Here is a 25,645-nt window from a genome sequence, read left to right as displayed (position 1 = left end):
CGGCAGAGGTAGCCGGACCCTGTAGATACTGCGAAATCTGGCACTGAATCGTTTAACTGTCCAGTCGGGAACCTTATATGTGATTTGAGTCACATAAATATAGGGGGTAGAGAGGTAAATGATGTGATTTTGATCACAAAATTGGTGTGTAAAAAAACAACAAACTGGATTTATTGACGATAAATGGCATTAATATGTGACTGTTATCACGTTTATATTTTGATTGTTTGTTGGGTTTTTGTGATATCAGTCACAAGATATTTTCAATGGTCAATTCACAGACGCGATCCTGAGCACCTTTTCTCCCTGGTAACAATCGGCGGTGTAATTGAGCAACCTCTCGCCGTGAAAATGATAACCCGACTGCCGGCGCTGATAGATTTGAATCCAAATATTGACGTCAATGTCATGGCTGATGGGATTATTGAGAGGGCCATCACCTGTCTTTTGCCCTGGCCTGAGCCATACTGATATTTTTGTTGGCAAAAAGGACTGAACATGAAACTCATCGGCAGCTACACCAGCCCGTTTGTACGCAAAATTTCCATTCTGTTGCTGGAAAAGGGCATCACTTTCGAATTTGTTAATGAACTGCCCTATAACGCGGAAAACGGCGTGGCGCACTATAACCCTCTGGGTAAAGTCCCGGCGCTGGTCACCGATGATGGGGAGTTCTGGTACGATTCGCCGATTATCGCGCAATACATCGAACTGCTGGATATCGCCCCGGCCATGCTGCCGCGCGAATCCCTGGCGTCGCTAAAGGTACGGCAGCTTGAAGCGTTGGCTGACGGCATCATGGATGCCGGGCTGGTTTCGGTACGTGAACAGGCGCGGCCCGCAGCACAACAGTCTGAAACTGAGCTATTGCGCCAACGTGAGAAAATTAACCGTAGCCTGGATGCGCTGGAGGGGTATCTGGTGGACGGGACGATAAGGACCGATACGGTGAATCTGGCAACCATCGCCATTGCCTGCGCCGTAGGCTATCTCAATTTCCGTCGTGTGGCGCCAGGCTGGTGTGTGGACAGACCCCATCTGGTCAAACTGGTGGAAACGCTCTTCCAGCGTGAAAGCTTTGCCCGCACGGAACCGCCAAAGGCCTGATACGCATTAATATCCGTTATCCTTCAGGCTGCTGCTGCATTCACTGACCCGAATCACATGCCGCCTTCCTGCGACGCGAATTATTTAGGGTATGTGTCCGCCTGAGCAAACTCACGTTACAATCCCCCTCATGTCGACATTCCTCTCCGTCGTGGGGAGGGTCACCAACAGCCGGGCTTTTTCATGACAACCGAAACGCATTCGCTCTACAGTCAGCTTCCTGCCATTGATCGCTTATTGCGTGACCGCGCCTTTCTCCCCCTGCGTGACATGTATGGTCATACTCGCGTGGTCGATCTGCTGCGCCAGATGCTGGATGAAGCAAGAGAGGTGATACTCAGTACGCAGGCTCTGCCAGCGTGGTGCGACAACTGGGCGCAAGAAGCGGATGTCCGGCTGGAAAAAGAGGCGCAAAGCGCGCTGCGACCGGTGATTAACCTGACGGGGACAGTGCTGCATACCAACCTCGGACGCGCGCTACAGGCACAAGAGGCTATCGACGCCGTGGCTGAGGCGATGCGTTCGCCGGTGACGCTGGAGTACGATCTGGATGGCGCAGGACGCGGGCATCGCGATCGTGCGCTGGCAGATTTACTGTGTCGTATCACCGGCGCGGAAGATGCCTGCATCGTCAACAATAATGCGGCGGCGGTACTGCTGATGCTGGCAGCCACGGCGAATGGGAAAGAAGCGATCGTTTCCCGCGGCGAGCTGGTGGAGATTGGCGGTGCGTTTCGCATTCCGGATGTGATGCGCCAGGCGGGGTGTACTCTGCATGAGGTGGGGACGACCAACCGGACGCACGCCAGGGATTATCGCCAGGCAGTGAACGAAAATACGGCTCTGCTGATGAAAGTGCATACCAGTAATTACAGCATTGAAGGTTTCACCAAAACAGTTGATGAAACAGAGCTGGCGGCTATCGGACAAGAGCTGGATATTCCGGTTGTGGCGGATCTGGGCAGCGGTTCACTGATTGACCTCAGTCAGTATGGCTTGCCGAAAGAGCCTATGCCGCAGCAGCTTATTGCCGCTGGCGTCAGCCTGGTCAGCTTCTCTGGCGACAAGCTGCTGGGGGGGCCGCAGGCCGGGATTATCGTCGGCAAGAAAGAGATGATCGCGCAGTTGCAGAGTCATCCGCTTAAACGAGCGCTCCGGGCAGATAAAATGACCCTGGCGGCGCTGGAAGCGACGTTACGTCTCTATCTGCATCCGGAAGCGCTGGCAGAAAAATTACCGACGTTACGTCTGCTAACCCGCAGCGCAGAGGTCATTCAGGCACAGGCGCAGCGACTGCAAACGGCGCTCGTCGCGCATTACGAAAACGAATTCTCGGTAAACGTCATGCCGTGCCTGTCGCAGATTGGCAGCGGTTCGCTGCCCGTGGACAGGCTACCCAGCGCGGCATTGACCTTCACGCCGCATGACGGACGCGGAAGCCGTCTTGACGCGCTGGCTGCACGTTGGCGCGCGCTACCCGTACCGGTGACTGGACGGATTTACGATGGTCGTCTGTGGCTGGACTTACGCTGCCTTGAAGATGAGACCCGGTTTATGGAGATGTTGTTGAAATGATTATTGCTACTGCCGGACACGTTGACCACGGTAAGACGACGCTGCTACAGGCGATCACGGGCGTCAATGCCGACCGCTTACCGGAAGAGAAAAAGCGTGGCATGACTATCGATCTCGGTTATGCCTACTGGCCGCAGCCGGATGGTCGCGTGCTGGGATTTATCGACGTCCCAGGCCACGAGAAGTTTCTCTCCAACATGCTGGCCGGCGTGGGGGGTATCGATCACGCCCTGCTGGTGGTGGCTTGTGATGACGGCGTGATGGCACAGACGCGAGAGCATCTGGCTATTTTGCAGTTAACCGGCAACCCGACGCTGACGGTGGCGTTGACCAAAGCTGACCGTGTGGATGAGGCGCGGATCGCGGAGGTGGCGCAACAGGTTCCTGAGGTACTGCGTGAATACGGTTTTGCTGCGGCTCCGCTGTTTGTAACAGCCGCCACTGAAGGGCGCGGCATTGAGGCGCTGCGTGAACATTTGCAGCAACTGCCTGCCCGTGCGCATGCCGGTAATCAGAGTTTCCGTCTGGCGATCGATCGTGCATTTACCGTAAAGGGCGCCGGACTGGTGGTGACCGGTACGGCGCTCAGCGGTGAAGTGAACGTGGGTGATACGCTGTGGCTCACCGGCGTTAACAAAACGATGCGCGTACGTGGTCTGCACGCGCAAAACCAGGCGACAGAATGCGCACATGCCGGGCAGCGCATTGCGCTGAATATTGCGGGTGATGCCGAAAAAGATGAGCTAAATCGCGGCGACTGGCTGCTCTCTGATGCGCCGCCTGAACCATTCTCGCGAATTATCGTTGCGCTGGAGAGCCATGTTCCACTTACGCAGTGGCAGCCGCTGCATATTCACCATGCCGCCAGCCATGTGACCGGACGTGTCTCATTGCTGGAGGGCAATCTGGCGGAGCTGGTATTCGACACTCCGCTGTGGGTGGCCGACAACGACCGCCTGGTGCTGCGTGATATCTCCGCACGTAGCACGCTTGCCGGAGCGCGTGTGGTTGCGCTCAATCCGCCACGTCGTGGTAAACGCAAACCAGAATATTTGCAATGGCTGACCTCGCTGGCGGCGGCTCAGGATGACGCAGCCGCGCTGGCGGTGCATCTGGCGCGTGGGGCAGTCAACCTGCCAGACTTTGCGTGGGCGCGTCAGCTTAACGGCGACGGCCTGCGGGGACTGATTCAGCAGTCTGGCTTTATCCAGGCGGGATACAGTTTGCTGAATGCGCCGGTGGCTGCCCGCTGGCAGAGAAAAATTCTCGATACGCTGGCGACCTATCACGAACAGCATCGCGATGAGCCAGGGCCGGGACGGGAGCGTCTGCGGCGGATGGCGCTGCCGATGGAAGACGAAGCGCTGGTGCTGCTGTTGATTGAGCGGATGCGCGACAGTGGCGAGATTCACAGCCATCACGGCTGGCTGCACCTGCCGGAGCACAAAGCCGGTTTCAGCGAAGAGCAGCTGGCGGTCTGGCAAAAGGCCGAACCGTTATTTAATGACGAACCCTGGTGGGTGCGCGATCTGGCGCGCGAGACAGGAACCGAAGAACAAACCATGCGGCTGGTGCTCCGTCAGGCTGCGCAGCAGGGGATGATTACCGCGATCGTGAAGGATCGCTATTATCGTAACGATCGCATTGTGGCGTTTGCAAACCTGATACGCGAACTGGATCAGGCGCGGGGTTCAACCTGCGCGGCGGATTTCCGCGATCGGCTGGGCGTCGGGCGAAAACTCGCTATTCAGATCCTGGAATATTTTGACCGCATCGGGTTTACCCGTCGCCGGGGGAACGATCATTTATTACGCGATGCGCTATTATTTCCGGCAAAGGAATGAATGAAACGATTAATTTAAGAGAGAAATATATTAATACAAAAAATATATACTCTAAATAATTTTATTTTCAGGAACGCTGCTTGCAGCGGCCCTGAAAGGGCGAGGCCCACGGATGGGCCGGGTAATAAAGCCAACGCATCTGCAACCTGAAGTATAACGAGTATATTGATTTAAATTGAAGTATAGCGAGTATAAATAGCACATTAGAAGATGAACCTAATGTGCTATTTAAATTTTCCGAACATTAAATAACAACAATGATCATATTTTTGCAGGACATTCATTCGTATGCTGCCCGCCTTATTTAAATAATTAAGGATAGTACAATGGCTGCTTCAACGTTTTTCATTCCTTCCGTGAATATAATTGGCGCTGATTCATTAAAGGAGGCAATGAATACAATGGCGGAGTTTGGATTTCGCCGCACATTAATTGTCACGGATAGTATGCTGACGAAATTAGGCATGGCGGGTGATATTCAAAACGCGTTGCAGGAACGCAATATTTTTAGCGTGATTTATGACGGCACGCAGCCTAATCCGACCACGTTAAACGTGGCTGCCGGGCTAAAAATTCTCAAAGAGCACGGCTGCGACAGCGTTATCTCGTTAGGTGGTGGTTCTCCGCACGACTGCGCGAAAGGTATTGCGCTGGTGGCGGCGAACGGTGGCGATATTCGTGACTATGAAGGCGTTGATCGCTCTGCAAAACCGCAGTTGCCGATGATCGCGATTAACACCACGGCAGGCACGGCCTCCGAAATGACCCGTTTTTGCATTATTACCGACGTTGAGCGCCACATTAAAATGGCGATTGTCGATAAGCACGTTACACCCCTGCTCTCGGTGAATGACTCTTCCCTGATGATGGGGATGCCGAAATCACTGACCGCGGCGACCGGGATGGATGCACTGACCCACGCGATTGAAGCGTATGTTTCCATTGCCGCTACGCCCATTACCGACGCCTGCGCGCTGAAAGCGATTGCCATGATCGCCGGGAACCTGAGCGTCGCCGTGGACGAGGGTAGCAATGCGCAGGCGCGTGAAGCGATGGCGTATGCGCAGTTCCTGGCGGGGATGGCATTTAATAACGCCTCTCTGGGCTATGTGCACGCGATGGCGCACCAGTTAGGCGGCTTCTACGATCTGCCGCACGGAGTGTGCAATGCGGTGCTGCTGCCACACGTGCAGGTATTCAACAGCCAGGTCGCTGCCGATCGTCTGCGTGACTGCGCAGCCGCAATGGGCGTGAACGTCGCCGGTATGACCGGAGCCGACGGTGCGAAAGCGTGCATTGATACGATCCGTCAACTGGCACAGCAGGTGAATATTCCGGCGGGGCTGCGCGATCTTGGCGTGAAGGAAGAGGATATCCCGGTTCTGGCGACTAACGCACTGAAAGACGCCTGCGGCCTGACTAACCCAATTCAGGCGACCCACGACGAGATCGTCGCAATCTACCGTAGCGCGATGTAATACACTGGCGGATGGCGGGGCCTGTGAAGCGCGTAATTGCCCAGACCGGATAAGATATATACTCTCAATAATTCGAGTTGCAGGACAAAACGGCGTCATCGTTTTGAACAGCGCTTGCGCTGGCCCCGCAGGGGCGAGTCCCAGGGATGGGTCGGGTAACAAAGCCGCCCCATCTGCAACTTGAAGCATGACGAGCATAACCGCCATCCGGCACATCTGCCTCGGCCACTTCGTATAACGTGACCACAGTCGTAAAGCTGGGATCCGTTGCCGAATATTTCGCCAGCGCCGTCTACCCTTGTTATACCTCTACTGCAAGGAGACGGTCATGACCAATAATCCCCCTTCAACGCGTATTCAGCCCGGCGAATATGGATTTCCCCTGAAATTAAAGGCCCGCTATGACAACTTCATTGGTGGGGAGTGGGTGGCACCTGCCGACGGTGAGTATTATCAGAACCTGACGCCAGTTACCGGGCAGCTGCTGTGCGAAGTCGCCTCTTCAGGCAAAAGGGACATTGACCTGGCGCTCGACGCCGCGCACAAAGTGAAAGATAAATGGGCGCATACCTCCGTGCAGGATCGCGCGGCCATTCTGTTCAAGATTGCCGATCGTATGGAGCAAAATTTAGAACTGCTGGCGACGGCCGAAACCTGGGATAACGGTAAGCCAATCCGTGAAACCAGCGCTGCGGATGTGCCGTTGGCAATTGACCATTTCCGTTATTTTGCCTCCTGTATTCGCGCCCAGGAGGGGGGAATTAGCGAGGTGGATAGTGAAACGGTGGCCTACCATTTCCACGAACCGCTTGGCGTGGTCGGGCAAATTATTCCGTGGAACTTCCCCCTGCTGATGGCGAGCTGGAAGATGGCGCCAGCGCTGGCGGCAGGCAACTGTGTGGTGCTCAAACCGGCGCGCCTGACACCGCTTTCCGTCCTGCTATTGATGGAGGTCATTGGCGATCTGCTGCCGCCGGGCGTTGTGAACGTGGTCAACGGGGCAGGCGGTGAGATCGGTGAGTATCTGGCAACCTCGAAGCGCATTGCGAAAGTCGCCTTTACCGGCTCGACGGAAGTCGGGCAGCAGATTATGCAGTACGCCACGCAAAATATTATTCCGGTCACGCTCGAGCTGGGCGGAAAATCGCCGAATATCTTCTTTGCCGATGTGATGGATGAAGAGGATTCGTTCTTCGACAAGGCGCTGGAAGGCTTTGCATTATTCGCCTTTAACCAGGGGGAAGTCTGTACTTGCCCGAGTCGCGCACTGGTACAGGAATCGATTTACGAACGTTTTATGGAACGCGCAATTCGCCGCGTGGAGAGCATTCGCAGCGGTAACCCTCTCGACAGTGTGACGCAGATGGGGGCGCAGGTTTCCCACGGCCAGCTGGAAACTATCCTCAATTACATTGATATCGGTAAAAAAGAGGGGGCGGACGTGCTGACCGGTGGGCGGCGTAAGGAACTGGAAGGAGAGCTGAAAGAGGGGTATTACCTCGAACCCACGATCCTGTCTGGTAAGAACAATATGCGAGTTTTCCAGGAGGAGATTTTTGGCCCGGTGCTGGCGGTAACCACGTTCAAAACGATGGAAGAGGCGCTGGAGATCGCCAACGATACTCAGTATGGCCTCGGTGCCGGGATCTGGAGTCGAAACGGCAGTCTGGCTTATAAAATGGGGCGCGGGATCCAGGCCGGACGCGTATGGACGAACTGCTATCACGCCTATCCGGCACATGCCGCGTTTGGTGGCTACAAGCAGTCGGGGATAGGTCGTGAGACGCATAAGATGATGCTGGAGCACTACCAGCAAACCAAATGCCTGCTGGTGAGCTATTCCGATAAACCGCTGGGGCTTTTTTAATGATGCAGATCCTGCCGGACAGATGTGTCCGGCAGGATGAATTTAATCAAGCACCTTAACCTGCAAAGGGCGAAAACGGCTGTAGATCCATAAACCTAAACAGGTGACCGAACCCAGAAACACGGTAAACAGCAGGCTGAGAAGAATGCCGCTGAGCAGCGCTGTGGGCAGGGCGAGCAAGCCGTGAATCGTTTGATTGTTCCATTTCACCATGTCATAGCCAAACACACCCATTAAACCGCAAATAAAACTAAAGCCGAGCATCGGGATCCCAAAGCCAATCAGCATTAACCGGTAGATGATGGATGCTTTCACTCGCTTAACGTTAACTTCTGGGGAAACATCCTTTTTGCCGTCCATATTCGCCTCTGTATTGGGAAAGTAATCACGAAGTGAATACATTACCTGTATTCTGACATTTAATAAAATACGAGCATGTGACCGACTAACGGTTCAGAACCTGCCGACGGATCTCATTGAGTATTTCATCAAGGATAAACTGGACGCGCCTGGGCTGATACTCACGCTTGCGGAATATCACCACCAAATCCAGCCACCATTCATGTTGTTCGGAAAAACAGGGAACCAGTACTCCGGAGTGGACCTCGTTTTTCACGTACTCTTTGGGGGCAAATACAATCCCCAGATCGTTACGCGCCATCTCAAGTGCCGACTGCGTATTGTCACAAATGTAGTTTCCCCTTACGCGGTAATCGCGCATCTCTTTGCTGCCAGCGGCATTAAAGCGCCAGATATTGGCATCATCAATCATCATCGAGTCAATCAGAATGCATGAGTGCTTTTCCAGTTCGTCAGGGCGACTGATAGGGTGTTGGGCGAGATAGTTTCGACTGGCAAACGCCGTGACAGCATATTTGGTAATAAAGCTGGCGACCAGAGATTCATCTTTGGGCTGTGTGTAGGTGATTAAGATATCGCAGTCGTCCGGAAACTCGACGCCTTCATAAAATGCCCTTGGCTCAAGGTTGCTGGTCTTCAACGACAGCGTAATATCACCAATATCCTGAATTTTTGCGATAACGTATTTTGATAAATATGCGATGATTCCCGTTGGTGCATATACTGTCACCCGCCCCCGTTTTTCATGCTTATAATCAGCAATGAAGTTATTCAGCTGGTTATCTCTGTCCAGAACGTCATTAATGTAAGGCAGCAGTGCGGTGCCAAAAGGGGTCAGGGTGAGGTGTCGGGTGGTTCTGTCGAAAACTTTTAAACCGATTTTTGATTCAAAATCAGCAAGATATTTGCTGACGTTAGCCTGAGCGATACCGAGAACGGTTGCGGCGTGGCTGATATTGTTACTGGCAGCGATAACCGAGATAATCTTCAGTTCCCGGGGTTTGAGTTGTAATTTATTCATCGCGAAGTCCAATATATATATGAATTTATATATTACTATATAAATATGGCCGTTGCATCGATGAAATTGTAAGCATTATTATTCCCGCGCCTTGTTGCTTATTTAAAATGGATTATCGGAAATGTTAACGACACGCAATATCGTGGCGCTGGTTGCTGTTTCTTTTATGGCGAATGCCACGGCCGCAGATTTATCGCTTGGTGCGGGTGCGGTATATAATGAATCACCTTATCACGGGTATAATAAAAATACGCATGCAGTCCCCCTTGCCAGCTATGAAAGCAACTCTTTTTATTTCCGACAAACTACGCTGGGCTACATTCTCTCAAAGAGTGAGACAAATGAATTTAGCGTCACGGCTTCCTGGATGCCGCTGGAGTTTGATCCGTCAGACAATGACGATCGCGCCATGCGTCAACTCGATAAGCGCGACAGTACCGCGATGGCCGGGGCGGCATGGTATCACCATGAGAAATGGGGCAGTCTGAAAGTCTCCGCCGCTGCCGATATACTGAATAACAGCAACGGCTGGGTCGGTGAGATTTCATATTTCCGCCCGATGCTGATGGGGAAATTCACCCTTACGCCGTCCATGGGCGTTCTCTACTATGACGAGAATTTTAACCAGTATTACTACGGCGTATCCGGTAGCGAATCCCGCCGCAGCGGTTTAGCGGGCTACTCGCCAGATGACAGCTGGACGCCGTACGTGGGCCTCGCCGCAAAATATCCGTTGACTGACAATCTGGTTCTGCTGGCGAGCGCCACGTATAGCGTTCTGCCGGATGATATCAAAAAGAGTCCGATGGTCGATCGCGACGACAGCTTCACCTTCCTGTCTGGGGTGAGCTGGCGCTTCTGAGTTTTGAAATGCCAGACGGCGCTTCGCTTATCCGGGCTGGAGGGATAACTCCCAGCCCGGATAAGGCGCTTTCGCATCGTCATCCGGCACGTTAATTACGCCTGGTTAATCCAGATGCGCATTTCCCCTTCACCCCGGTTAGCCCAGCTAAACCACGGGATAAACGTCAGCGTCTGCGGCTGGCTGGACGCGGGAGCGTGGTCGTAGTGCCACAACGCCTGCTGCTGCGCATTTGTGACACTCTGCTTCACACCTTCTGCCTGAATCAGCATCTTATGCGCAAACAGACCTTTGCCTTCAAAGACCCGGAAATGGCTCTCTTTGGGTAGCCACAGATTGTGTAATTCCTCCCCGTTATCTGCCTGCTCAAGGCAATAGACCAGCGGTCCGCGCTGAATGGCAACCTTACCCGCCACGTGTCGCACCAGCGGGTTGCCGTATACGCGGCGTACAGGCATTGGCAGCGTCAGACCGATCGTGTCGCCTTCCTGCCAGATCCGGGTGATGTGCAGATAGCCCTTGCGTATCTCCTGTGCGACCTCCTGCCCGTTCAGCGTCACCTTCGCATTCGGGCACCAGTCCGGAAGACGTAGCGCCAGGGTGTGATGGACCGGTTGTGAAGATTCAATGGCGATGTTGACCTGCTCATGCCAGGGATAATCACCGCTGATACGTAGCCTGAGCGTGCCGCTTTCCACCGGTATTTCCATACTGTTGCCAACGTAGAGGTTGATATATAACGCCTCTTTGCGCGGCGTGTAGATGTAGTGACCGATGGAGGTAAGTACGCGGGCGATATTCGGCGGGCAGCAGGCACAGCCGAACCAGCGCTGGCGTACGGGCTTCACGTGATCGTAGATATGGTTAAATTTTAAGGACTTCGGATGCACTTCCAGTGGATTCACGTAGAAGAAGTGCTTACCGTCCAGCGCCATTCCGCCCAGCACGGTATTGTACAGCGCACGTTCCATCACGTCGGCGTACTGGCTGTCCGCCTCCATTTCCACCATCCGGCGGGCAAACATCATCAGACCGATTGATGCGCAGCTTTCCGCATAGACAGAATCATTGGGGAGATCGTAATCGCAGGTGAAGGCTTCGCCGCTGCTCTGCGAGCCGATTCCGCCAGTGATGTACAGCTGGCGCTGCGCCATGTTGTTCCACAGGCGCAGGCAGTCCTGACGTTTGTTTTCATCGTTGCTGAGGCGCGCCAGATGCGCAACGCCAGCCATCAGATACACGAATCGTACCGCATGGCCAATTGCGGTGTTCTGCTCTGAAACCGGCTGGTGTGCCTGGCTATAGGCTTTGTCTTTTACCATCCACGCCGGACCATAGGTGTGCCAGTAAGACGTCTGCCCGCGCTTTTCATACTCTTCATCGTAGAAGTGCGGTTCGGTGCCGCGCTGCTCAACAAAATAGTTCACCAGCGCCAGGTAGCGTGGCTGTTCCGTGACCTCATACAGCCGCATCAGCGCCAGCTCAATTTCCGGGTGTCCTGGGTAGCCGTGGAGCTGATTTTCTCCGGGTCCAAAAACGCTGTCGATGTGGTCTGCCAGACGGCATACCACCTCCAGCAGGCGGCGTTTGCCGGTGGCCTGGAAGAAGGCAACGCCCGCTTCAATCATGTGTCCGGCGCAGTACAGCTCATGGCATTCCGCCAGGTTGGTCCAGCGTTCTTCCGGGGCTTTTACCGTAAAGTAGGTATTGAGATAGCCGTCATCACACTGGGCGGCTTCCACCAGTTCAATCACCTCATCGGCGGTTTTTTCAAGCACTGGATCGGGCTTCTGGCACAGCGACCAGGCGACGGCTTCCAGCCATTTGGCGACATCGCTGTCCTGAAAAACCATTCCGTAAAACTCTCCCGATTGCTGACCTGCCGCAATGCGGAAGTTTTCGATCGCGTGGCTGGGATCGGCTTCCGGAATCCGGTCATTTAAAGCATCCCATTGGTAGGGGATCACGATATCGCGGACCAGCTGTTGGTATTGTCCGAGGAACGGATCGCTGACCGTAAGCTTATGCAGGTCGACTTCCAGTACGTTCATTTCGTGCTCCTTAAGGTTGTACATGACGCTGGCGCAGATCGGTGGCAATGCGCGACATCATTGGATTATTGAGTTTGCAGATACGGACAGACAGTGCCAGCAGCAGATGGAACAGGGCAGGCAGCAGCGTCTCCATGGCGGTAATTCCGCTCAGCGAACTGGCGGTCTGATTGCCCGCGCCAGGCTGATAGGCGACGAAAATAAACAATAAGCTGATGATCCCGGCGCTGGAGGCCCAGGCCAGTTTGATGAAGAACAGATTGAAGGCGAAGTTCATCCCGGACGAACGCACGCCGGTTTTCCATTCACCGTAATCGTCGGCAAAAGCCATCAACGAGAAGTGCAGCGGCAGGGTGAAGCCCAGAATAATACCGTTACCGAGGATCGCTGCCAGCCACAGCGTCTGGTAAGCCGGGCCGGAGGGCAGGAACCACATCAGCACCGCCAGAGCCGCCAGCACCAGGTTGGTGTAGTAATAGAGTCTGACGGTATCGAATCGACGCGTAAGCGGGTTGACGATCACCGAACCGATAATAGAGGCGAAGGTCACCATTGTGAAAAACAGCGAAGTGTACGCGGTGCTGCCTTCCAGCACGTAGGTAATAAAATACATATACCCACCGCCGCGAATATTAAAGACGTTAATCAGCAGGAAGGACATGACCAGCATCAGCAACAACTGGTCATTTTTACGCAGCCCGGCAAGGTGCTCGCGCAGGGTAAATTTTCCCATCATCGACAGCGGTACGCGCTCGCGAACCCAGAAGAAGCAGCACAGGAACATCACCACCGCAACGCTACAGAGCACACCCACACCCAGTTGATAACCCTGAGCGGCATTGCCTTGACCAAATACGTCCACCATCCAGGGGAGGCCAACGGAGACGAGAAAGCCCGCGACACCACACAGTACAAAACGCCAGGACTGGCAGGAGATAACCTCGCTGTGGCGGGTGGTCATGGTGTTGATCAACGCACAGTAAGGCACGTTGATGGCGGTATATCCGACGGAGAGCAGCAGATAGGTGCCGAACGCCCAGGCGATTTTGACCCCCATGCTGGCGTCCGGGACGGTAAAGGTCAGCACGCCGATAATGCCGATGGGAATCGCAATCCATAACTGCCACGGACGAAAACGTCCCCAGCGACTTTGCGTGCGATCGGCAATCACCCCCATGATGGGGTCGGAAATCGCATCGAAGACGCGCAGGGCAATGAACAGGGTCCCCACCAACGCGGGGGTTAAGCCAAACACATCGGTGTAGAAAAAGGTGAGAAAGTTCATGATCAGACAGGTAATGACGGTGCCGCCGGCATCGCCCAGACCGTAGCCAATTTTCTCACGCACGGACAGCGCATCATCGGCCTGGCCTTTGGCGATATCGCGGGTAGTTATCGGTGTAGAGGTCATAGAGGTTCCTCGCTAATGGAGAGGTTTCTTTCAGTGATTATTGTTTTATGAGAATGACCTGATTAATTCTGCCTGGAATCAGACGCTCAACAAGGCGACGAAAGAGTAAAAAAAGGTGACAATTCCGACCTGTGATAAAAAATGTGAGATGGATCGAGGGAAGTTTAGATTTTTGATTAATAATCAAAAGGTAATCCATTTATTTGGTATGAATTAAGCGGGAAATTACATATCTATGCTCGAATTATCCATGACGCTTCCGATTAAAGTGCAAAACGGGGGACTCTTCATTTCTCGCGGGGTGGGTCGTCATCCTGCAAGGCGTCTGGAATCGTGGGAAATCATTTTTGTGGAAAAAGGTCGGCTGACGATTCAGGAAGAAGATCATGTTTTTTGCGTGGAGGCAGGAGAAAGCCTGCTGCTATGGCCGCGTCGTCGGCATATTGGCGTGGAAGATTTCCCTTCCGACCTCAGGTTTTACTGGCTGCACTTTGAGGTAAAAGCGCCCGATAGCGATCCGCGTTGGCTGACGCATCTCTCTGTACCACAGCACACGCGGGTAGCGGACCCGCAGGCGCTGATTGCGCTTTTTCGCCAGTTTATGAGCGAACAGGAGAAGCTGCAGCGCAGTCCGGCGCTGGAATTTATCGTCCTGTTAATCCTGCAACAGTTAACCTGTACTGATCCGCAGAATGAAAACGCCGAGGATCCAGGGGGATCGCTGGCATGGAAGGCGCAACAGCTTATCCGTACGCAGTATCATCTGCCGCTATCGACCGGGCTTCTGGCCAAAGAGCTGCACTGTAATGTGGATTATCTTGGTCGTGTCTATCGGCGAGTCTTTCATCTGACCTTAACTGAGGCAATTCATCGCCAGCGTGTACGAGAAGCAGAAAAATTGCTGATCAGCGATGCGCGTTCATTGAAGGAGGTGGCGGAGCTGTGTGGTTTTAATGATGTCGGCTATTTCCGTCAGATCTTTCGTAAACACACGGGGCTGACGCCAGCCGTCTGGAAGCGACGCTACTGTAAGGAACATATTAATTCTTAAAGCCTGTCATTTTAAAACGGCTGACAAACGTCACGCCGGTTTTGCCGGAGAGCGTCGCAAGCGACTTATCTGGCCAGGAACGCATATTGTGCAACTAACGTAAAAAGAGGGGGGATCGCCTTAGGCGAAGTTCCGCAACCTCATGGGCAAGTGCCAAAATTTAACCGTTTCCCCTGTGTGATCAAGGCAACAACGGCTTGCACTCTGGCACTCTGGCGTTTTATGGCGGGCGGAGTAGAAAATGAACCGGTTTATCATGGCGGATGCGACAAAGTGTATCGGTTGCCGTACCTGTGAAGTCGCATGTGTGGTTTCACATCAGGAAAATCAGGACTGTGCGGCGGTGTCGTCGGGAGAGTTTGTCTCACGCATTCGGGTGATTAAAGACGCTGATTTTACTACCGCTGTTGCCTGCCATCAGTGTGAGGATGCGCCGTGCGCCAACGTCTGCCCAACTCAGGCGATTCGCCGAGAGCGTGGGCATATCTTCGTCGAACAGGCGCGATGTATTGGCTGTAAAAGCTGTATGCTGGCATGTCCGTTTGGCGCAATGAACGTCGTCGCGCAGGCCTCACGCGCAAAGGCGATTAAATGCGATCTTTGCTGGCACCGTGAAACAGGCCCTGCCTGCGTGGAAGGCTGCCCGACACGTGCGCTGAGCTGCGTGAGTGAGGAACAGATCGCGCAGCAAAGTCGTGAAAGACGAAGCCGTACGGCTTTCGCTCCCCTTTGAACATCAGGCAGGGAGGCAGGGTATGACATCGAACAGGCAAGCGTATCTCGCAGCCGCTTAACCTGCTCAGCGACTGGCGCATTTATCATCTGAACCCGGATAATATCGTTGAACAGGCGTCGCCCGATGCCTGAATTGCAGCGGGCGACAGGATCAGTTGCTGCCCTCTCTCCAGGCGCGCTCAATCTCCTCAGCCAGAATTTTCACCCCAGCTTCGATTTTCTCCGGATCGGGAACGTAGTTCATTCGCATGCACTGGTGCGTATGCGGCCAGGGTTTATCCAGTCCGGGGAAGAAGTAGTGGCCAGGCACCATCAGTACGCCACGCGCCTTCAGACGCTGATACAAAAGTTCGGTGGTGATGGGCAAATCCTTAAACCACAGCCAGAGGAAGATAGCCCCTTCAGGTTTATGAATCAGGCAGCGATCTTCCGGTAAGTAACGGCGAATGATCGCTATCGTCTCCTGAACACGCTGATAATAAAAAGGTTTAATCACCGTCTCTGACAGGCGCAGCAGATCGTTACGCTTAATCATTTCGCACATCATGGCCGGACCCATTCCTCCAGGTGCGAGGCTGATAATACCGTTCATATTCGCGATGGCGGTGATGATTTTTTCATTGGCAATAATGATGCCGCAACGAGAACCTGGAAGCCCCAGCTTGGACAAACTCATGCACAGTACGATGTTAGGATTCCATAACGGACGCGCATCGCTAAAGATAATGCCCGGGAACGGCACGCCGTAGGCGTTATCAATCACCAGTGGGATCCCGTGTTGATGGGCGAGCGTGTCGAGCTTCATTAACTCTTCATCGGTGATCACGTTACCTGTCGGGTTGGTTGGACGCGAAACGCAGATCATCCCCGTCTCTTCACCTATATGCAGGTGTTCAAAATCAACGTGATATTTAAACTGACCTTCTGGCAGCAGTTCGATATTGGGGCGCGCGGCGACAAACAGATCCTCTTCCAGTCCTGAGTCTGCGTAACCGATGTACTCTGGTGCAAGGGGGAACAGCACCTTTTTGGTTGTCCCGTCGGCGCCGCGTCCGGCAAAGAGATTAAACAAGTAGAAAAACGCGCTCTGACTGCCATTGGTTAGCGCAATATTCTGTGCTTCAATATCCCAACCCAGGTTCTCACGTAGCAGCGACGCGAGGGCGGTCAGCAGCTCAGTTTTTCCCTGCGGACCGTCATAATTACAAAGCGCATCAGTGGCTTTGCCGTTTTCCAGCATCTCTGCGAGTAGCGTGTGGAAGTAATCCTGCATCGCCGGGATTTTCGCCGGATTACCGCCGCCGAGCATAATTGCGCCGGGCGTGCGTAAGCCGTCGTTGAGGTCCTCCATCAGGCGGGTAATGCCTGAGTGGCGGGTAAATTTGTCGCCAAAAAGTGAAAATGTCATCGCGGATGGTCTGTCGGACTGTGTATCAAAGGGGTAACCATAACGCTACCTCTGGCGGGGTGCAAATCGGGTCTCCGTCGTGCGGTTGATGCTTTGTGCTGGTAATTTTCTTCTGGGTGGAATTTTATCTGGTTGATGGCGTCCCGCACTGCAGCAGTACGGGACGTCGACGCTGTCAGGGTTGACCTGCCCAGACGACCATCACTTTATCGTCGCCGTGTTCGCGCACAAATCCGTATCCCTCCTTCAGCGAAAGCGTCGTCTGTCTGCCCGCGCCGATGGCGGGGTGTCTGGCTCTGAACTGTCCCAGACGCTGCCAGTGGGCGACGTTAGCGGCATATTTGCCGCTAACATCCTGCCAGTTCATATCTGAACGCGTGCCCTGAAGTGGATCTGAACCCGTGGGGCCGAAAGGACGCACAGATTCATCGCCGTAAAAAATCTGCACCGCACCAGGGGCCAGCAGCAAAAGCTCTGCGGCTTTGTCGCCACCTTCACGGAACAGGCGGGTATCGTGCGAAGAAAGATAGCTCAGCACGTTGAAATCTTGCAGTTTGTCGGCCATTTGTTGCCAGGTGAGGTCCATATCAGCCAGACAATCAGCGGCTTTAGCGGCCTGCTCCTGATAATCAAAATTAATCATCGCGTCGAAACCGTGCCGATAATAGTCGCTCTGCATGACCCCGTGGCCCCATGCTTCGCCCGTCATCCAGAACGGTTTATCGTCGAGCGCTTTATCCGGATTGGCCTTTTTCCATTCGGTCAATGCCGCGCTGGCCTGGGTTTTTAACTGCTGCCAGGCGGGGAGCTCAACATGTTTGGCGGTATCGACCCGGAATCCGTCGATACCGTAATCGCGTACCCATTGGCTCAGCCAGTGGGTCAGGTAATCCCGCGGCGTGTAGCCGTCAACGGCTTTGGCGTGGGTGTCGGGTTTGTTTTTGTAAAATACCGGCAGGCCCGAAGGGAGAGTGGATTCAGTTTTAAGATCCGGCAAAAAGGCCAGTGACATCGTTAGATCGTCAAAGCCTGGATTGTCGTAGTCGCCGATATCGGTTCGGATCCACGTTTTCCCCCACCACTTCTCCCAGGCGGCGTTATCACTGAAATTGATGTAGTCATTAAAACTGTGCCAGCTTTGACCGGCAGCAGGCTTCCAGTCCGTCCAGCGTTCGCCGAGCGTTTTTTTCAGTTCATCGGCAGAGAGATAAAGAGCGCCAAACTGGAATTCCTGCATGTCTGCAAGCGTCGCGTAGCCCGTGTGATTCATCACGACGTCAAACAGAATGCGGATACCACGCTGGTGCGCGCCGTCAACCAGCGCACGCAGATCGGCTTCACTTCCCATGTTGGCATCAAGAGTGGTCCAGTCCTGAGTGTAATAACCGTGATAAGCATAATGGGGAAAATCACCTTTGGTACCTCCACCAACCCAGCCGTGAATTTGTTCAAATGGGGCACTTATCCACAACGCATTCACGCCCAGCTGTTGCAGGTAATCCAGTTTATCTGCCAGCCCGCGTAAGTCCCCGCCGTGAAAGGTGCCAATCTCCTGCATACCGTCTTTATGTCGGCCATAGCTTTGGTCATTGGTGGGATCGCCATTCTCAAAGCGATCCGTGAGTACAAAGTAAACCGTGGCGTTGTGCCAGTCGAAGGGGGCCGGCGCGTCAGTCTCCGCACGCTCAAGCAACAGCAATCCATTGCTGGCGGGGTCGGGTCGCAGCGTAATCTGCCCATTTTTGACGGTGACGATCTGTTTACTGTAAAAATCGCGTATGACCGCCCCTTCGGGGAAGGTCTGGCTCACGTTGATCGTCAGCGGCGAACCCTCCCATTTCGGGCACTGGCGTACCCGATCGCTGACCGGCACTGTCTGTGTTTTTACCGATAACATCAACGTGGGCGTGCCGGAACGCGTGTCGATCTCCAGCGTGTAGTCACCCGCTTTAAATAATCGCCACTGCGGCGGCGTGTTTTCGCAAGGTTTCAGCGACAGCATCTGATTGAGTTTTATGGCATCGGCAGGCTGCCAGCACTGTTGGTCAAAATTGAGGGTCAAAGGACGAGTACCCTTCGTCAGCTCCGCATGGCTGACAAACCTTCCGGTCCTCTCCTCAGTGAAGACGGGGAAGCCCTGGGAAGTCCATGACGAGGCGATCGCGATACCGGGTAAAAATGTCAGTGCGATGGCGGCAAGTTTCATAACGCTGTCCTTGTTGCTGCGATTTTAGCCAGTCTGCCAGCGAAATGAGCCAGGTAACTCCTCCTGCTGGCGTATTCTGCCCGGATGAGGCGCGAGGATGAACGTATGCGCGCAAAAATTAGCCATATTTTGCGATAAGCACCACATTTTCTTCGGATTAATGTTCTTCAGAATGATTAGTACGTGACATAGTTTCGGATTCGTACTATTTCCAGGGGTGCTCTTGACGGCTATTTTTGCTATGATTTGGGATTCAAATCTCAAAATTGTGAAAAAAATAAGGTGTTGGAATGTATAAATCCGACCAGGAGACCTAATGATATTGACTCCCATTCGACGATATGGGGCAATGATTCTCATGTTACTCACTTGTGTTTTTTCGAGTGAGGTGCTGGCTAAGACGCACACGACAGCAACGAGTCACACGTCCCACATAATCAAGACAAGTAATACACAGGTTAGCAGTAAACAAGAGTATTCTCGCAATAGTGCAAAGAGCAGTTCACTTCCTGATTTGCGAAAATACCCTTCCGGAACACCAAGGAAAAAAGCGTTTCTCCGGACGGTTATGCCTTATATTACCAGTCAAAATGCTGCCATTACGGCAGATCGTAACTGGCTGATTTCAAAGCAGTACCAGAATCGCTGGTCGCCTTCTGAGCGCACGCGTATGAAAGATATCGCTAAGCGCTATAAGGTGAGCTGGTCTGGCAATACGCGTAAAATTCCGTGGAATACACTGCTGGAACGCGTAGACATTATTCCAACCAGCATGGTGGCGACAATGGCGGCGGCGGAGAGCGGCTGGGGAACCTCGAAGCTCGCGCGTAGCAATAACAACCTTTTCGGCATGAAGTGTGGGAAAGGGCGTTGTGTCAATGCGCCTGGTAAGGTGAAGGGATACTCTCAGTTCGATTCCGTGAAGGAGTCAGTGAGCGCGTACGTCACTAACCTGAATACCCATCCGGCTTACTCTTCGTTCCGTAAATCTCGCGCTCAACTGCGCAAGGCGGATCAGGAAGTGACCGCAACAGCGATGATCCATAAGCTGAAGGGGTATTCCACCAAAGGACAGAGCTACAACAACTATCTGTTCGCTATGTACCAGGATAACCAGCGCTTAATTGCCGCACATATGTAATCTCCGAACGCCTTCTTTTCAGAAGGCGTTTTTCTTCCCGTCTGAAAACATTACAACAATACTTCACTGTGTCGATCGCGATACTCTTTGGGCGTCGTGTCGTACTCTTTTTTAAATACAGAATAAAAATACTGCAAAGAGGGATAGCCGCACATCTGCGAGATTTCATTAATTGATAGCGTGGTGGAAATCAGCAGGCTACGCGCTTTTTCCAGCTTTTCGGCATGGATCACTGCATGAATGGTCTCGCCAACCTCTTCCTTAAATCGCTTCTCCAGATTTGAGCGGGAAATCCCAACGGAATCCAGTACCTGATCCACCTTGATGCCCTTACAGGCATGGTTACGAATAAAGTGCATTGCCTGAATTACCGCCGGGTCGGTGAGGGAGCGATAGTCCGTGGAACGACGCTCAATAACGCGTACAGGCGGTACCAGAATCCGCTGGAGCGGCATCTCTTCGTTATCGAGCAGCCGATGCAGCAGCTTTGCCGCCTGGTAACCCATTTGTCGTGCGCCCTGAGCGACAGATGACAGGGCGACCCGTGACAGATAACGGGTCAGTTCCTCGTTATCAATGCCAATCACGCAGAGCTTTTCCGGAACCGGAATATGCAGATGCTCGCAGACCTGCAATACGTGACGAGCGCGGGCGTCAGTGACCGCGATGATGCCGGTTTGCGGCGGCAGGGTTTGCAGCCAGTCTGCCAGCCGGTTTTGTGCGTGCTGCCAGTTTTCAGGCGCGGTTTCCAGCCCCTGATACACCACACCGCGATACCGCTCCTGGGCGACTATCTGACTAAAAGCGTGTTCACGTTCTGCTGCCCAGCGTTTGCCGCTGGACGCCGGAAGGCCGTAAAACGCAAAGCGGTTAACCCCTTTCTCTTTCAAATGCAGGAATGCGCTTTCGACCAGCGCATGGTTATCGGTCGCGATGTAATGTACAGGGGGATAGTTTTTTGCAAGGTGATACGAGCCGCCAACGCCCACGATGGGGACGTCCACATCGGCAAGCAGTTGAACGATATCATCGTCATCATAATCGGCAATCACGCCGTCGCCCAGCCAGTCTTTGATGTTATCAATTCGGGCGCGAAAGTCCTCTTCGATGAAGATGTCCCATTCTGACTGCGATGCTTGTAAATATTCACCAACACCTTCTACTACCTGCCGGTCGTAGGCTTTATTCGCATTAAATAACAGGGTGATACGGTGACGTTTATCAAACATAAGAACAGATCCTGAAAAATGTGAACGTTGGCGTGCCGATATTATCACTCGTGTTAATGCCAGGAGAAATTCACCACACCAAAACTGCGAAGGCAATTCTCATTTCTTATCTGTGAGTTATGGTTTTTTGTTTAATTACTAACCTTCGATCGCGATCGACTTTTTATTCCCCGGATTCAGGCGTTTTTTTGGGAGCCAGTGCACATTTGGGTATTCTCTTAATAGCGGTGTGAAATAACGTAATTGAGCAATAAATCAGGAAATTCCAGTATTAGGTATCGCAGTTTACTCGCCGTATTACCTGATTATGGAGTTTATTATGCAAGCTTATTTTGACCAACTCGATCGTGTTCGTTATGAAGGCCCTAAATCCACTAATCCATTTGCGTTCCGTCACTACAATCCAGATGAGCTTGTGCTGGGCAAACGTATGGAGGAGCATTTACGTTTTGCGGCCTGCTACTGGCACACCTTCTGCTGGAACGGTGCGGATATGTTTGGCGTAGGGGCCTTTGACCGTCCCTGGCAGCAGCCGGGTGAGGCGCTGGCGCTGGCAAAACGTAAGGCTGACGTTGCGTTTGAGTTCTTCCACAAGCTGAATGTGCCTTTCTACTGTTTTCACGATGTGGATGTCTCACCGGAAGGTGCATCGCTGAAAGAGTACAAAAATAATTTCGCGCAGATGGTTGATGTTCTGGCGGCGAAGCAGGAGCAGAGCGGCGTGAAACTGCTGTGGGGGACGGCGAACTGCTTTACCAACCCGCGCTACGGCGCCGGTGCGGCCACGAACCCGGATCCTGAAGTGTTCAGCTGGGCGGCCACCCAGGTGGTGACCGCGATGGACGCCACGCACAAACTGGGCGGTGAAAACTATGTGCTTTGGGGCGGTCGTGAAGGGTACGAAACTTTGCTGAATACCGATCTGCGCCAGGAACGCGAGCAAATTGGCCGCTTCATGCAGATGGTGGTCGAGCATAAACATAAAATCGGTTTCCAGGGGACTCTGCTGATTGAACCTAAACCCCAGGAGCCGACCAAGCACCAGTATGACTACGATGCGGCAACTGTCTACGGCTTCCTGAAACAGTTCGGTCTGGAGAAAGAGGTCAAGCTGAACATTGAGGCCAACCACGCGACGCTGGCGGGTCACTCCTTCCATCATGAAATCGCCACCGCAATTGCATTGGGTCTGTTTGGTTCCGTCGATGCCAACCGCGGCGATGCGCAGTTGGGTTGGGATACCGACCAGTTCCCGATTAGCGTTGAAGAGAATGCGCTGGTGATGTACGAAATCCTCAAAGCTGGCGGTTTCACTACCGGGGGACTGAATTTTGACGCCAAAGTGCGCCGTCAGAGCACCGATAAATACGATCTGTTCTATGGACATATTGGCGCTATGGATACGATGGCGCTGTCGCTGAAAGTGGCGGCTCGCATGATTGAGGACGGCGAGCTGGATAAACGTGTGGCAAAACGTTATTCAGGCTGGAATAGCGAACTGGGTCAGCAGATCCTGAAAGGCCAGTTATCCCTGAGCGAGCTGGCGCAGTATGCGCAGCAGCATAACCTTGCGCCGGTTCATCAAAGCGGTCACCAGGAACAGCTGGAAAATCTGGTAAACCACTACCTGTTCGATAAGTAACGGACGGCGATAGTGTGCCGGGTCGCGCTGCATTCGCCCGGCCAGAGAATCCTGAGCCCGGTAAGCGCGACGATACCGGGCATTTCTGTTTAAGGAGTCATCGCTATGTATATCGGGATTGATTTGGGAACGTCCGGCGTGAAGGCCATTCTGCTCAATGAGCAGGGTGATGTGGTCGCCTCGCAAACAGAGAAACTCGCGGTTTCACGTCCTCATCCATTGTGGTCGGAACAGGATCCTGAACAGTGGTGGCAGGCGACAGATCGCGCCATCAAAGCGCTGGGTCAGCAGCATTCGCTGAAAGCAGTAAAAGCATTAGGCATTGCCGGGCAGATGCACGGCGCAACATTGCTTGATGAACAGCAGCGCATTTTGCGTCCAGCCATCCTGTGGAACGACGGACGCTGCGCTGAAGAGTGCGCGTTGCTGGAGAAACAGGTTCCGCAGTCTCGTGCCATCACGGGTAACCTGATGATGCCCGGTTTTACTGCGCCGAAACTGTTATGGGTTCAACGTCATGAGCCGGAAGTTTTTCGCCAGGTCGCAAAAGTCCTGTTGCCGAAAGATTATCTGCGTTTACGGATGACGGGGGACTTTGCCAGCGACATGTCCGACGCGGCGGGAACCCTGTGGCTGGATGTGGAAAAGCGCGACTGGAGTGATGTGATGCTGAATGCCTGCGGCCTGACGCGCGACCATATGCCTGCACTGTTTGAAGGGAGTGAGATTACCGGTACGCTTTTACCGGAGGTGGCGATGGCGTGGAACATGCCTGTCGTTCCCGTGGTGGCGGGCGGTGGTGACAATGCTGCCGGGGCGGTTGGCGTAGGGATGATGAATGCCGATCAGGCCATGTTATCTCTGGGAACATCAGGCGTTTACTTTGCCGTCAGTGAAGGCTTTCTTAGCAAGCCGGAAAGCGCGGTGCACAGTTTCTGTCATGCGCTTCCTGAACGCTGGCATCTGATGTCTGTGATGCTGAGTGCGGCATCTTGTCTGGATTGGGCGGCGAAATTAACCGGCCTGGAGACGGTACCTGCGTTGATTGCTGCCGCGCAGCAGGCGAATGACGACATCGAACCCGTCTGGTTTCTGCCGTATCTTTCTGGTGAGCGCACGCCGCATAATAATCCGCAGGCCAAGGGCGTGTTTTTTGGTTTGACCCATCAGCATGGGCCCGCAGAGCTTGCGCGTTCGGTGCTGGAGGGGGTTGGCTATGCGCTGGCGGACGGCATGGATGTGGTGCATGCCTGTGGCGTTAAACCGCAGAGTATTACGCTGATTGGCGGCGGTGCGCGCAGTGCGTGGTGGCGGCAAATGCTGGCTGATATCAGCGGGCTACAGCTTGATTATCGCACTGGGGGGGATGTCGGTCCGGCTCTGGGAGCGGCTCGTCTGGCGCAAATCGCGGTTAATCCGAATAAGTTATTGCCTGATTTACTGCCGCAGCTTCCTCTGGAGCAGGCACATTATCCGGATGCGCAACGCCATGCGGTTTACCAACAGCGTCGGGAGACGTTCCGTCGGCTCTATCAGCAACTGTTGCCGCTGATGTCCTGAGCGTAAATCTCTCCTGGTTACAGGAGAGATTTGTTTTAAAAATACAACCGAATAAATCATTAAAAAATAGTATGGATTTATTCTGAATTATCCTCTTTACGTTATTTACCTGTGTCGAATTTCTCCGGTTATCCATAATGTGCTTCATCATGGATAAGGAGGTCTCAATGAATAAATCAGCGTTTATTTCATGGCTGTTACTCATTGTTGGCGCATTGATTTATGTTGTCGGGCTATGGCGTGCCTGTCCGCAACTGAACGGAAAAGGATATTTTCTGGGAGTGCTGATAACGGGGATGTTTGTCCTCTATGCCTGGCTGCGGGTGGATGGGCAGTTAGATGAGCACTTTGCTTCTGTGTGTCAGATTGTGGCGCTGATTACCGTTGGATTATTGCTGGTCGGGGTGTTGAATGCTCCGCTGTCGCTGGTTGAAAGAGGACTTTACCCCGCGGCATTCTTCGTCTGTTTGCTGGGGCAGTTCCTGCTGATGCGGTCATCAAAAAACGGGAAGTTTGATCTTATTGAAAAATAAGATTTTGAAAACTTGTCTATGTGGCAATTTATTCTGTTGGTGGATAGTCATTGGGACTTCACATCGACTGCACCCCTTTTTGCAATGGAAGGACGTTATATGGATAGTAAGACATCAACATATTCTCCCGCATTCAGTATTGTGTCATGGGTTGCGCTGATTGGTGGTATTGTGACTTACCTGCTGGGGTTGTGGAATGCGGATATGCAGCTAAATGAAAAGGGATATTATTTTGCTGTCCTGGTGCTTGGCCTGTTCTCAGCGGCATCGTATCAAAAGACGGTTCGGGACAAATACGAAGGTATCCCGACCACGGCGATTTATTATGTGACCTGTCTTACCGCTTTTATCATTGCCGTCGCATTGCTGGTGGTGGGGTTGTGGAATGCCACACTGCTGTTAAGTGAAAAAGGATTTTACGGCCTGGCCTTCTTTTTAAGTTTGTTCGGCGCGGTAGCCGTACAGAAAAATATCCGTGATGGCGACCTGGAGCGATTAAAAGATCCCGCGACTGTCCCGGACGATTTTACTGAATAAACAAAGACGCCCGGCTTACCCTTGTCG

20 protein-coding genes are annotated in these 25,645 nt (G+C 53.2%); 13 read left to right on the top strand and 7 right to left on the bottom strand.

The genetic code is table 11. The features are described from left to right. The first annotated feature begins 498 nt into the window (after positions 1-498). From C3432_RS21430 to aldB, 5 genes are all read left to right on the top strand, one after another. On the top strand, positions 499-1,107 hold the full coding sequence (locus tag C3432_RS21430; RefSeq protein WP_103778681.1) for a glutathione S-transferase: 609 nt from the start codon (positions 499-501) through the stop codon (positions 1,105-1,107). Between the two features lie 183 nt (positions 1,108-1,290). Next, positions 1,291-2,682: an L-seryl-tRNA(Sec) selenium transferase gene (selA, locus tag C3432_RS21425; protein ID WP_103778679.1), complete on the top strand. Its 1,392-nt coding sequence runs from the start codon at positions 1,291-1,293 to the stop codon at positions 2,680-2,682. After that, the gene (selB, locus tag C3432_RS21420; protein WP_103778677.1) at positions 2,679-4,526 is read left to right on the top strand and encodes a selenocysteine-specific translation elongation factor; all 1,848 of its coding nucleotides are present in this window, start codon (positions 2,679-2,681) and stop codon (positions 4,524-4,526) included. The genes selA and selB overlap by 4 nt, the downstream gene beginning before the upstream one ends. 326 nt (positions 4,527-4,852) lie before the next feature. Beyond that, positions 4,853-6,004, top strand: coding sequence for an L-threonine dehydrogenase (gene yiaY / locus C3432_RS21415; protein WP_103778675.1), 1,152 nt, complete (start codon positions 4,853-4,855; stop codon positions 6,002-6,004). A 328-nt stretch (positions 6,005-6,332) separates the two neighbouring features. Beyond that, on the top strand, positions 6,333-7,871 hold the full coding sequence (gene aldB / locus C3432_RS21410; RefSeq protein ID WP_103778673.1) for an aldehyde dehydrogenase AldB: 1,539 nt from the start codon (positions 6,333-6,335) through the stop codon (positions 7,869-7,871). Between the two features lie 42 nt (positions 7,872-7,913). Here the strand turns inward: aldB and C3432_RS21405 are convergent, their stop codons facing one another. Both C3432_RS21405 and C3432_RS21400 read right to left on the bottom strand, forming a co-directional pair. After that, positions 7,914-8,273, bottom strand: a complete 360-nt coding sequence (locus C3432_RS21405) for a hypothetical protein (RefSeq protein ID WP_146050948.1) — start codon at positions 8,271-8,273, stop codon at positions 7,914-7,916. 43 nt (positions 8,274-8,316) lie between these two features. Beyond that, positions 8,317-9,252 (bottom strand): LysR family transcriptional regulator, encoded by a 936-nt coding sequence (locus C3432_RS21400; protein WP_103778669.1) that lies wholly within the window; start codon positions 9,250-9,252, stop codon positions 8,317-8,319. A gap of 121 nt (positions 9,253-9,373) precedes the next feature. Here C3432_RS21400 and C3432_RS21395 point away from each other — a divergent pair, with 121 nt between their 5' ends. Further along, entirely contained in the window at positions 9,374-10,114 is a 741-nt protein-coding gene (locus C3432_RS21395; RefSeq protein WP_103778667.1) for a MipA/OmpV family protein, read from the top strand. A 95-nt stretch (positions 10,115-10,209) separates the two neighbouring features. On the opposite strand, the gene C3432_RS21390 is transcribed toward C3432_RS21395, so the two are convergent. Together C3432_RS21390 and C3432_RS21385 are read right to left on the bottom strand one after the other, a co-directional pair. Next, a complete protein-coding gene (locus C3432_RS21390) occupies positions 10,210-12,165 on the bottom strand; it encodes a glycoside hydrolase family 127 protein (protein WP_103778665.1) in 1,956 nt (651 codons plus the stop codon). 10 nt (positions 12,166-12,175) lie between these two features. Continuing rightward, entirely contained in the window at positions 12,176-13,576 is a 1,401-nt protein-coding gene (locus tag C3432_RS21385; RefSeq protein WP_103778663.1) for an MFS transporter, read from the bottom strand. Positions 13,577-13,811: 235 nt separating this feature from the next. Here C3432_RS21385 and C3432_RS21380 point away from each other — a divergent pair, with 235 nt between their 5' ends. Beyond that, the gene (locus C3432_RS21380; protein ID WP_103778661.1) at positions 13,812-14,627 is read left to right on the top strand and encodes a helix-turn-helix domain-containing protein; all 816 of its coding nucleotides are present in this window, start codon (positions 13,812-13,814) and stop codon (positions 14,625-14,627) included. Positions 14,628-14,868: 241 nt separating this feature from the next. Beyond that, complete coding sequence (locus C3432_RS21375; RefSeq protein WP_103778659.1) at positions 14,869-15,360, top strand: 4Fe-4S dicluster domain-containing protein; 492 nt, start codon at positions 14,869-14,871, stop codon at positions 15,358-15,360. Between the two features lie 153 nt (positions 15,361-15,513). Here the strand turns inward: C3432_RS21375 and avtA are convergent, their stop codons facing one another. After that, positions 15,514-16,770, bottom strand: a complete 1,257-nt coding sequence (gene avtA, locus C3432_RS21370) for a valine--pyruvate transaminase (RefSeq protein ID WP_103778657.1) — start codon at positions 16,768-16,770, stop codon at positions 15,514-15,516. A 175-nt stretch (positions 16,771-16,945) separates the two neighbouring features. Then, positions 16,946-18,976 (bottom strand): alpha-amylase, encoded by a 2,031-nt coding sequence (gene malS / locus C3432_RS21365; protein WP_103778655.1) that lies wholly within the window; start codon positions 18,974-18,976, stop codon positions 16,946-16,948. Between the two features lie 316 nt (positions 18,977-19,292). Here malS and C3432_RS21355 point away from each other — a divergent pair, with 316 nt between their 5' ends. Then, on the top strand, positions 19,293-20,117 hold the full coding sequence (locus tag C3432_RS21355; protein WP_103778653.1) for a protein bax: 825 nt from the start codon (positions 19,293-19,295) through the stop codon (positions 20,115-20,117). A gap of 50 nt (positions 20,118-20,167) precedes the next feature. Here C3432_RS21355 and xylR read toward each other — a convergent pair whose 3' ends face one another. Continuing rightward, on the bottom strand, positions 20,168-21,346 hold the full coding sequence (xylR, locus tag C3432_RS21350) for a D-xylose utilization transcriptional activator XylR (protein ID WP_103778651.1): 1,179 nt from the start codon (positions 21,344-21,346) through the stop codon (positions 20,168-20,170). 319 nt (positions 21,347-21,665) lie between these two features. On the opposite strand from xylR, the gene xylA reads away from it, so the two are divergent. From xylA to yiaA, 4 genes are all read left to right on the top strand, one after another. Continuing rightward, positions 21,666-22,988 carry a xylose isomerase gene (xylA, locus tag C3432_RS21345; protein ID WP_103778649.1) on the top strand — a complete coding sequence of 441 codons (1,323 nt, stop codon included), beginning with the start codon at positions 21,666-21,668 and terminating at the stop codon, positions 22,986-22,988. A gap of 105 nt (positions 22,989-23,093) precedes the next feature. Then, the gene (gene xylB / locus C3432_RS21340; RefSeq protein ID WP_103778647.1) at positions 23,094-24,548 is read left to right on the top strand and encodes a xylulokinase; all 1,455 of its coding nucleotides are present in this window, start codon (positions 23,094-23,096) and stop codon (positions 24,546-24,548) included. A gap of 167 nt (positions 24,549-24,715) precedes the next feature. Next, positions 24,716-25,081, top strand: coding sequence for an inner membrane protein YiaB (yiaB, locus tag C3432_RS21335; RefSeq protein WP_103778645.1), 366 nt, complete (start codon positions 24,716-24,718; stop codon positions 25,079-25,081). Between the two features lie 99 nt (positions 25,082-25,180). Continuing rightward, positions 25,181-25,618 carry an inner membrane protein YiaA gene (yiaA, locus tag C3432_RS21330; RefSeq protein WP_103778643.1) on the top strand — a complete coding sequence of 146 codons (438 nt, stop codon included), beginning with the start codon at positions 25,181-25,183 and terminating at the stop codon, positions 25,616-25,618. Positions 25,619-25,645 lie beyond the last annotated feature (27 nt).

Source organism: Citrobacter amalonaticus (assembly GCF_002918555.1).
Taxonomy (GTDB): domain Bacteria; phylum Pseudomonadota; class Gammaproteobacteria; order Enterobacterales; family Enterobacteriaceae; genus Citrobacter_C; species Citrobacter_C amalonaticus_A.
This window is presented reverse-complemented; position numbering and strand designations above follow the sequence as displayed.

What these genes read in the sequence shown, in the direction of transcription:
- C3432_RS21355 (WP_103778653.1), top strand. Translation starts at nt 19,293, where the DNA reads ATGATATTGACTCCCATTCGACGATATGGGGCAATGATTCTCATGTTA.
- C3432_RS21405 (WP_146050948.1), bottom strand. Translation starts at nt 8,273, where the DNA reads ATGTATTCACTTCGTGATTACTTTCCCAATACAGAGGCGAATATGGAC.
- aldB (WP_103778673.1), top strand. Translation starts at nt 6,333, where the DNA reads ATGACCAATAATCCCCCTTCAACGCGTATTCAGCCCGGCGAATATGGA.
- avtA (WP_103778657.1), bottom strand. Translation starts at nt 16,770, where the DNA reads ATGACATTTTCACTTTTTGGCGACAAATTTACCCGCCACTCAGGCATT.
- yiaB (WP_103778645.1), top strand. Translation starts at nt 24,716, where the DNA reads ATGAATAAATCAGCGTTTATTTCATGGCTGTTACTCATTGTTGGCGCA.
- yiaY (WP_103778675.1), top strand. Translation starts at nt 4,853, where the DNA reads ATGGCTGCTTCAACGTTTTTCATTCCTTCCGTGAATATAATTGGCGCT.
- xylR (WP_103778651.1), bottom strand. Translation starts at nt 21,346, where the DNA reads ATGTTTGATAAACGTCACCGTATCACCCTGTTATTTAATGCGAATAAA.
- yiaA (WP_103778643.1), top strand. Translation starts at nt 25,181, where the DNA reads ATGGATAGTAAGACATCAACATATTCTCCCGCATTCAGTATTGTGTCA.
- C3432_RS21390 (WP_103778665.1), bottom strand. Translation starts at nt 12,165, where the DNA reads ATGAACGTACTGGAAGTCGACCTGCATAAGCTTACGGTCAGCGATCCG.
- C3432_RS21395 (WP_103778667.1), top strand. Translation starts at nt 9,374, where the DNA reads ATGTTAACGACACGCAATATCGTGGCGCTGGTTGCTGTTTCTTTTATG.
- malS (WP_103778655.1), bottom strand. Translation starts at nt 18,976, where the DNA reads ATGAAACTTGCCGCCATCGCACTGACATTTTTACCCGGTATCGCGATC.
- selA (WP_103778679.1), top strand. Translation starts at nt 1,291, where the DNA reads ATGACAACCGAAACGCATTCGCTCTACAGTCAGCTTCCTGCCATTGAT.
- C3432_RS21430 (WP_103778681.1), top strand. Translation starts at nt 499, where the DNA reads ATGAAACTCATCGGCAGCTACACCAGCCCGTTTGTACGCAAAATTTCC.
- C3432_RS21400 (WP_103778669.1), bottom strand. Translation starts at nt 9,252, where the DNA reads ATGAATAAATTACAACTCAAACCCCGGGAACTGAAGATTATCTCGGTT.
- C3432_RS21380 (WP_103778661.1), top strand. Translation starts at nt 13,812, where the DNA reads ATGCTCGAATTATCCATGACGCTTCCGATTAAAGTGCAAAACGGGGGA.
- C3432_RS21375 (WP_103778659.1), top strand. Translation starts at nt 14,869, where the DNA reads ATGAACCGGTTTATCATGGCGGATGCGACAAAGTGTATCGGTTGCCGT.
- xylA (WP_103778649.1), top strand. Translation starts at nt 21,666, where the DNA reads ATGCAAGCTTATTTTGACCAACTCGATCGTGTTCGTTATGAAGGCCCT.
- xylB (WP_103778647.1), top strand. Translation starts at nt 23,094, where the DNA reads ATGTATATCGGGATTGATTTGGGAACGTCCGGCGTGAAGGCCATTCTG.
- selB (WP_103778677.1), top strand. Translation starts at nt 2,679, where the DNA reads ATGATTATTGCTACTGCCGGACACGTTGACCACGGTAAGACGACGCTG.
- C3432_RS21385 (WP_103778663.1), bottom strand. Translation starts at nt 13,576, where the DNA reads ATGACCTCTACACCGATAACTACCCGCGATATCGCCAAAGGCCAGGCC.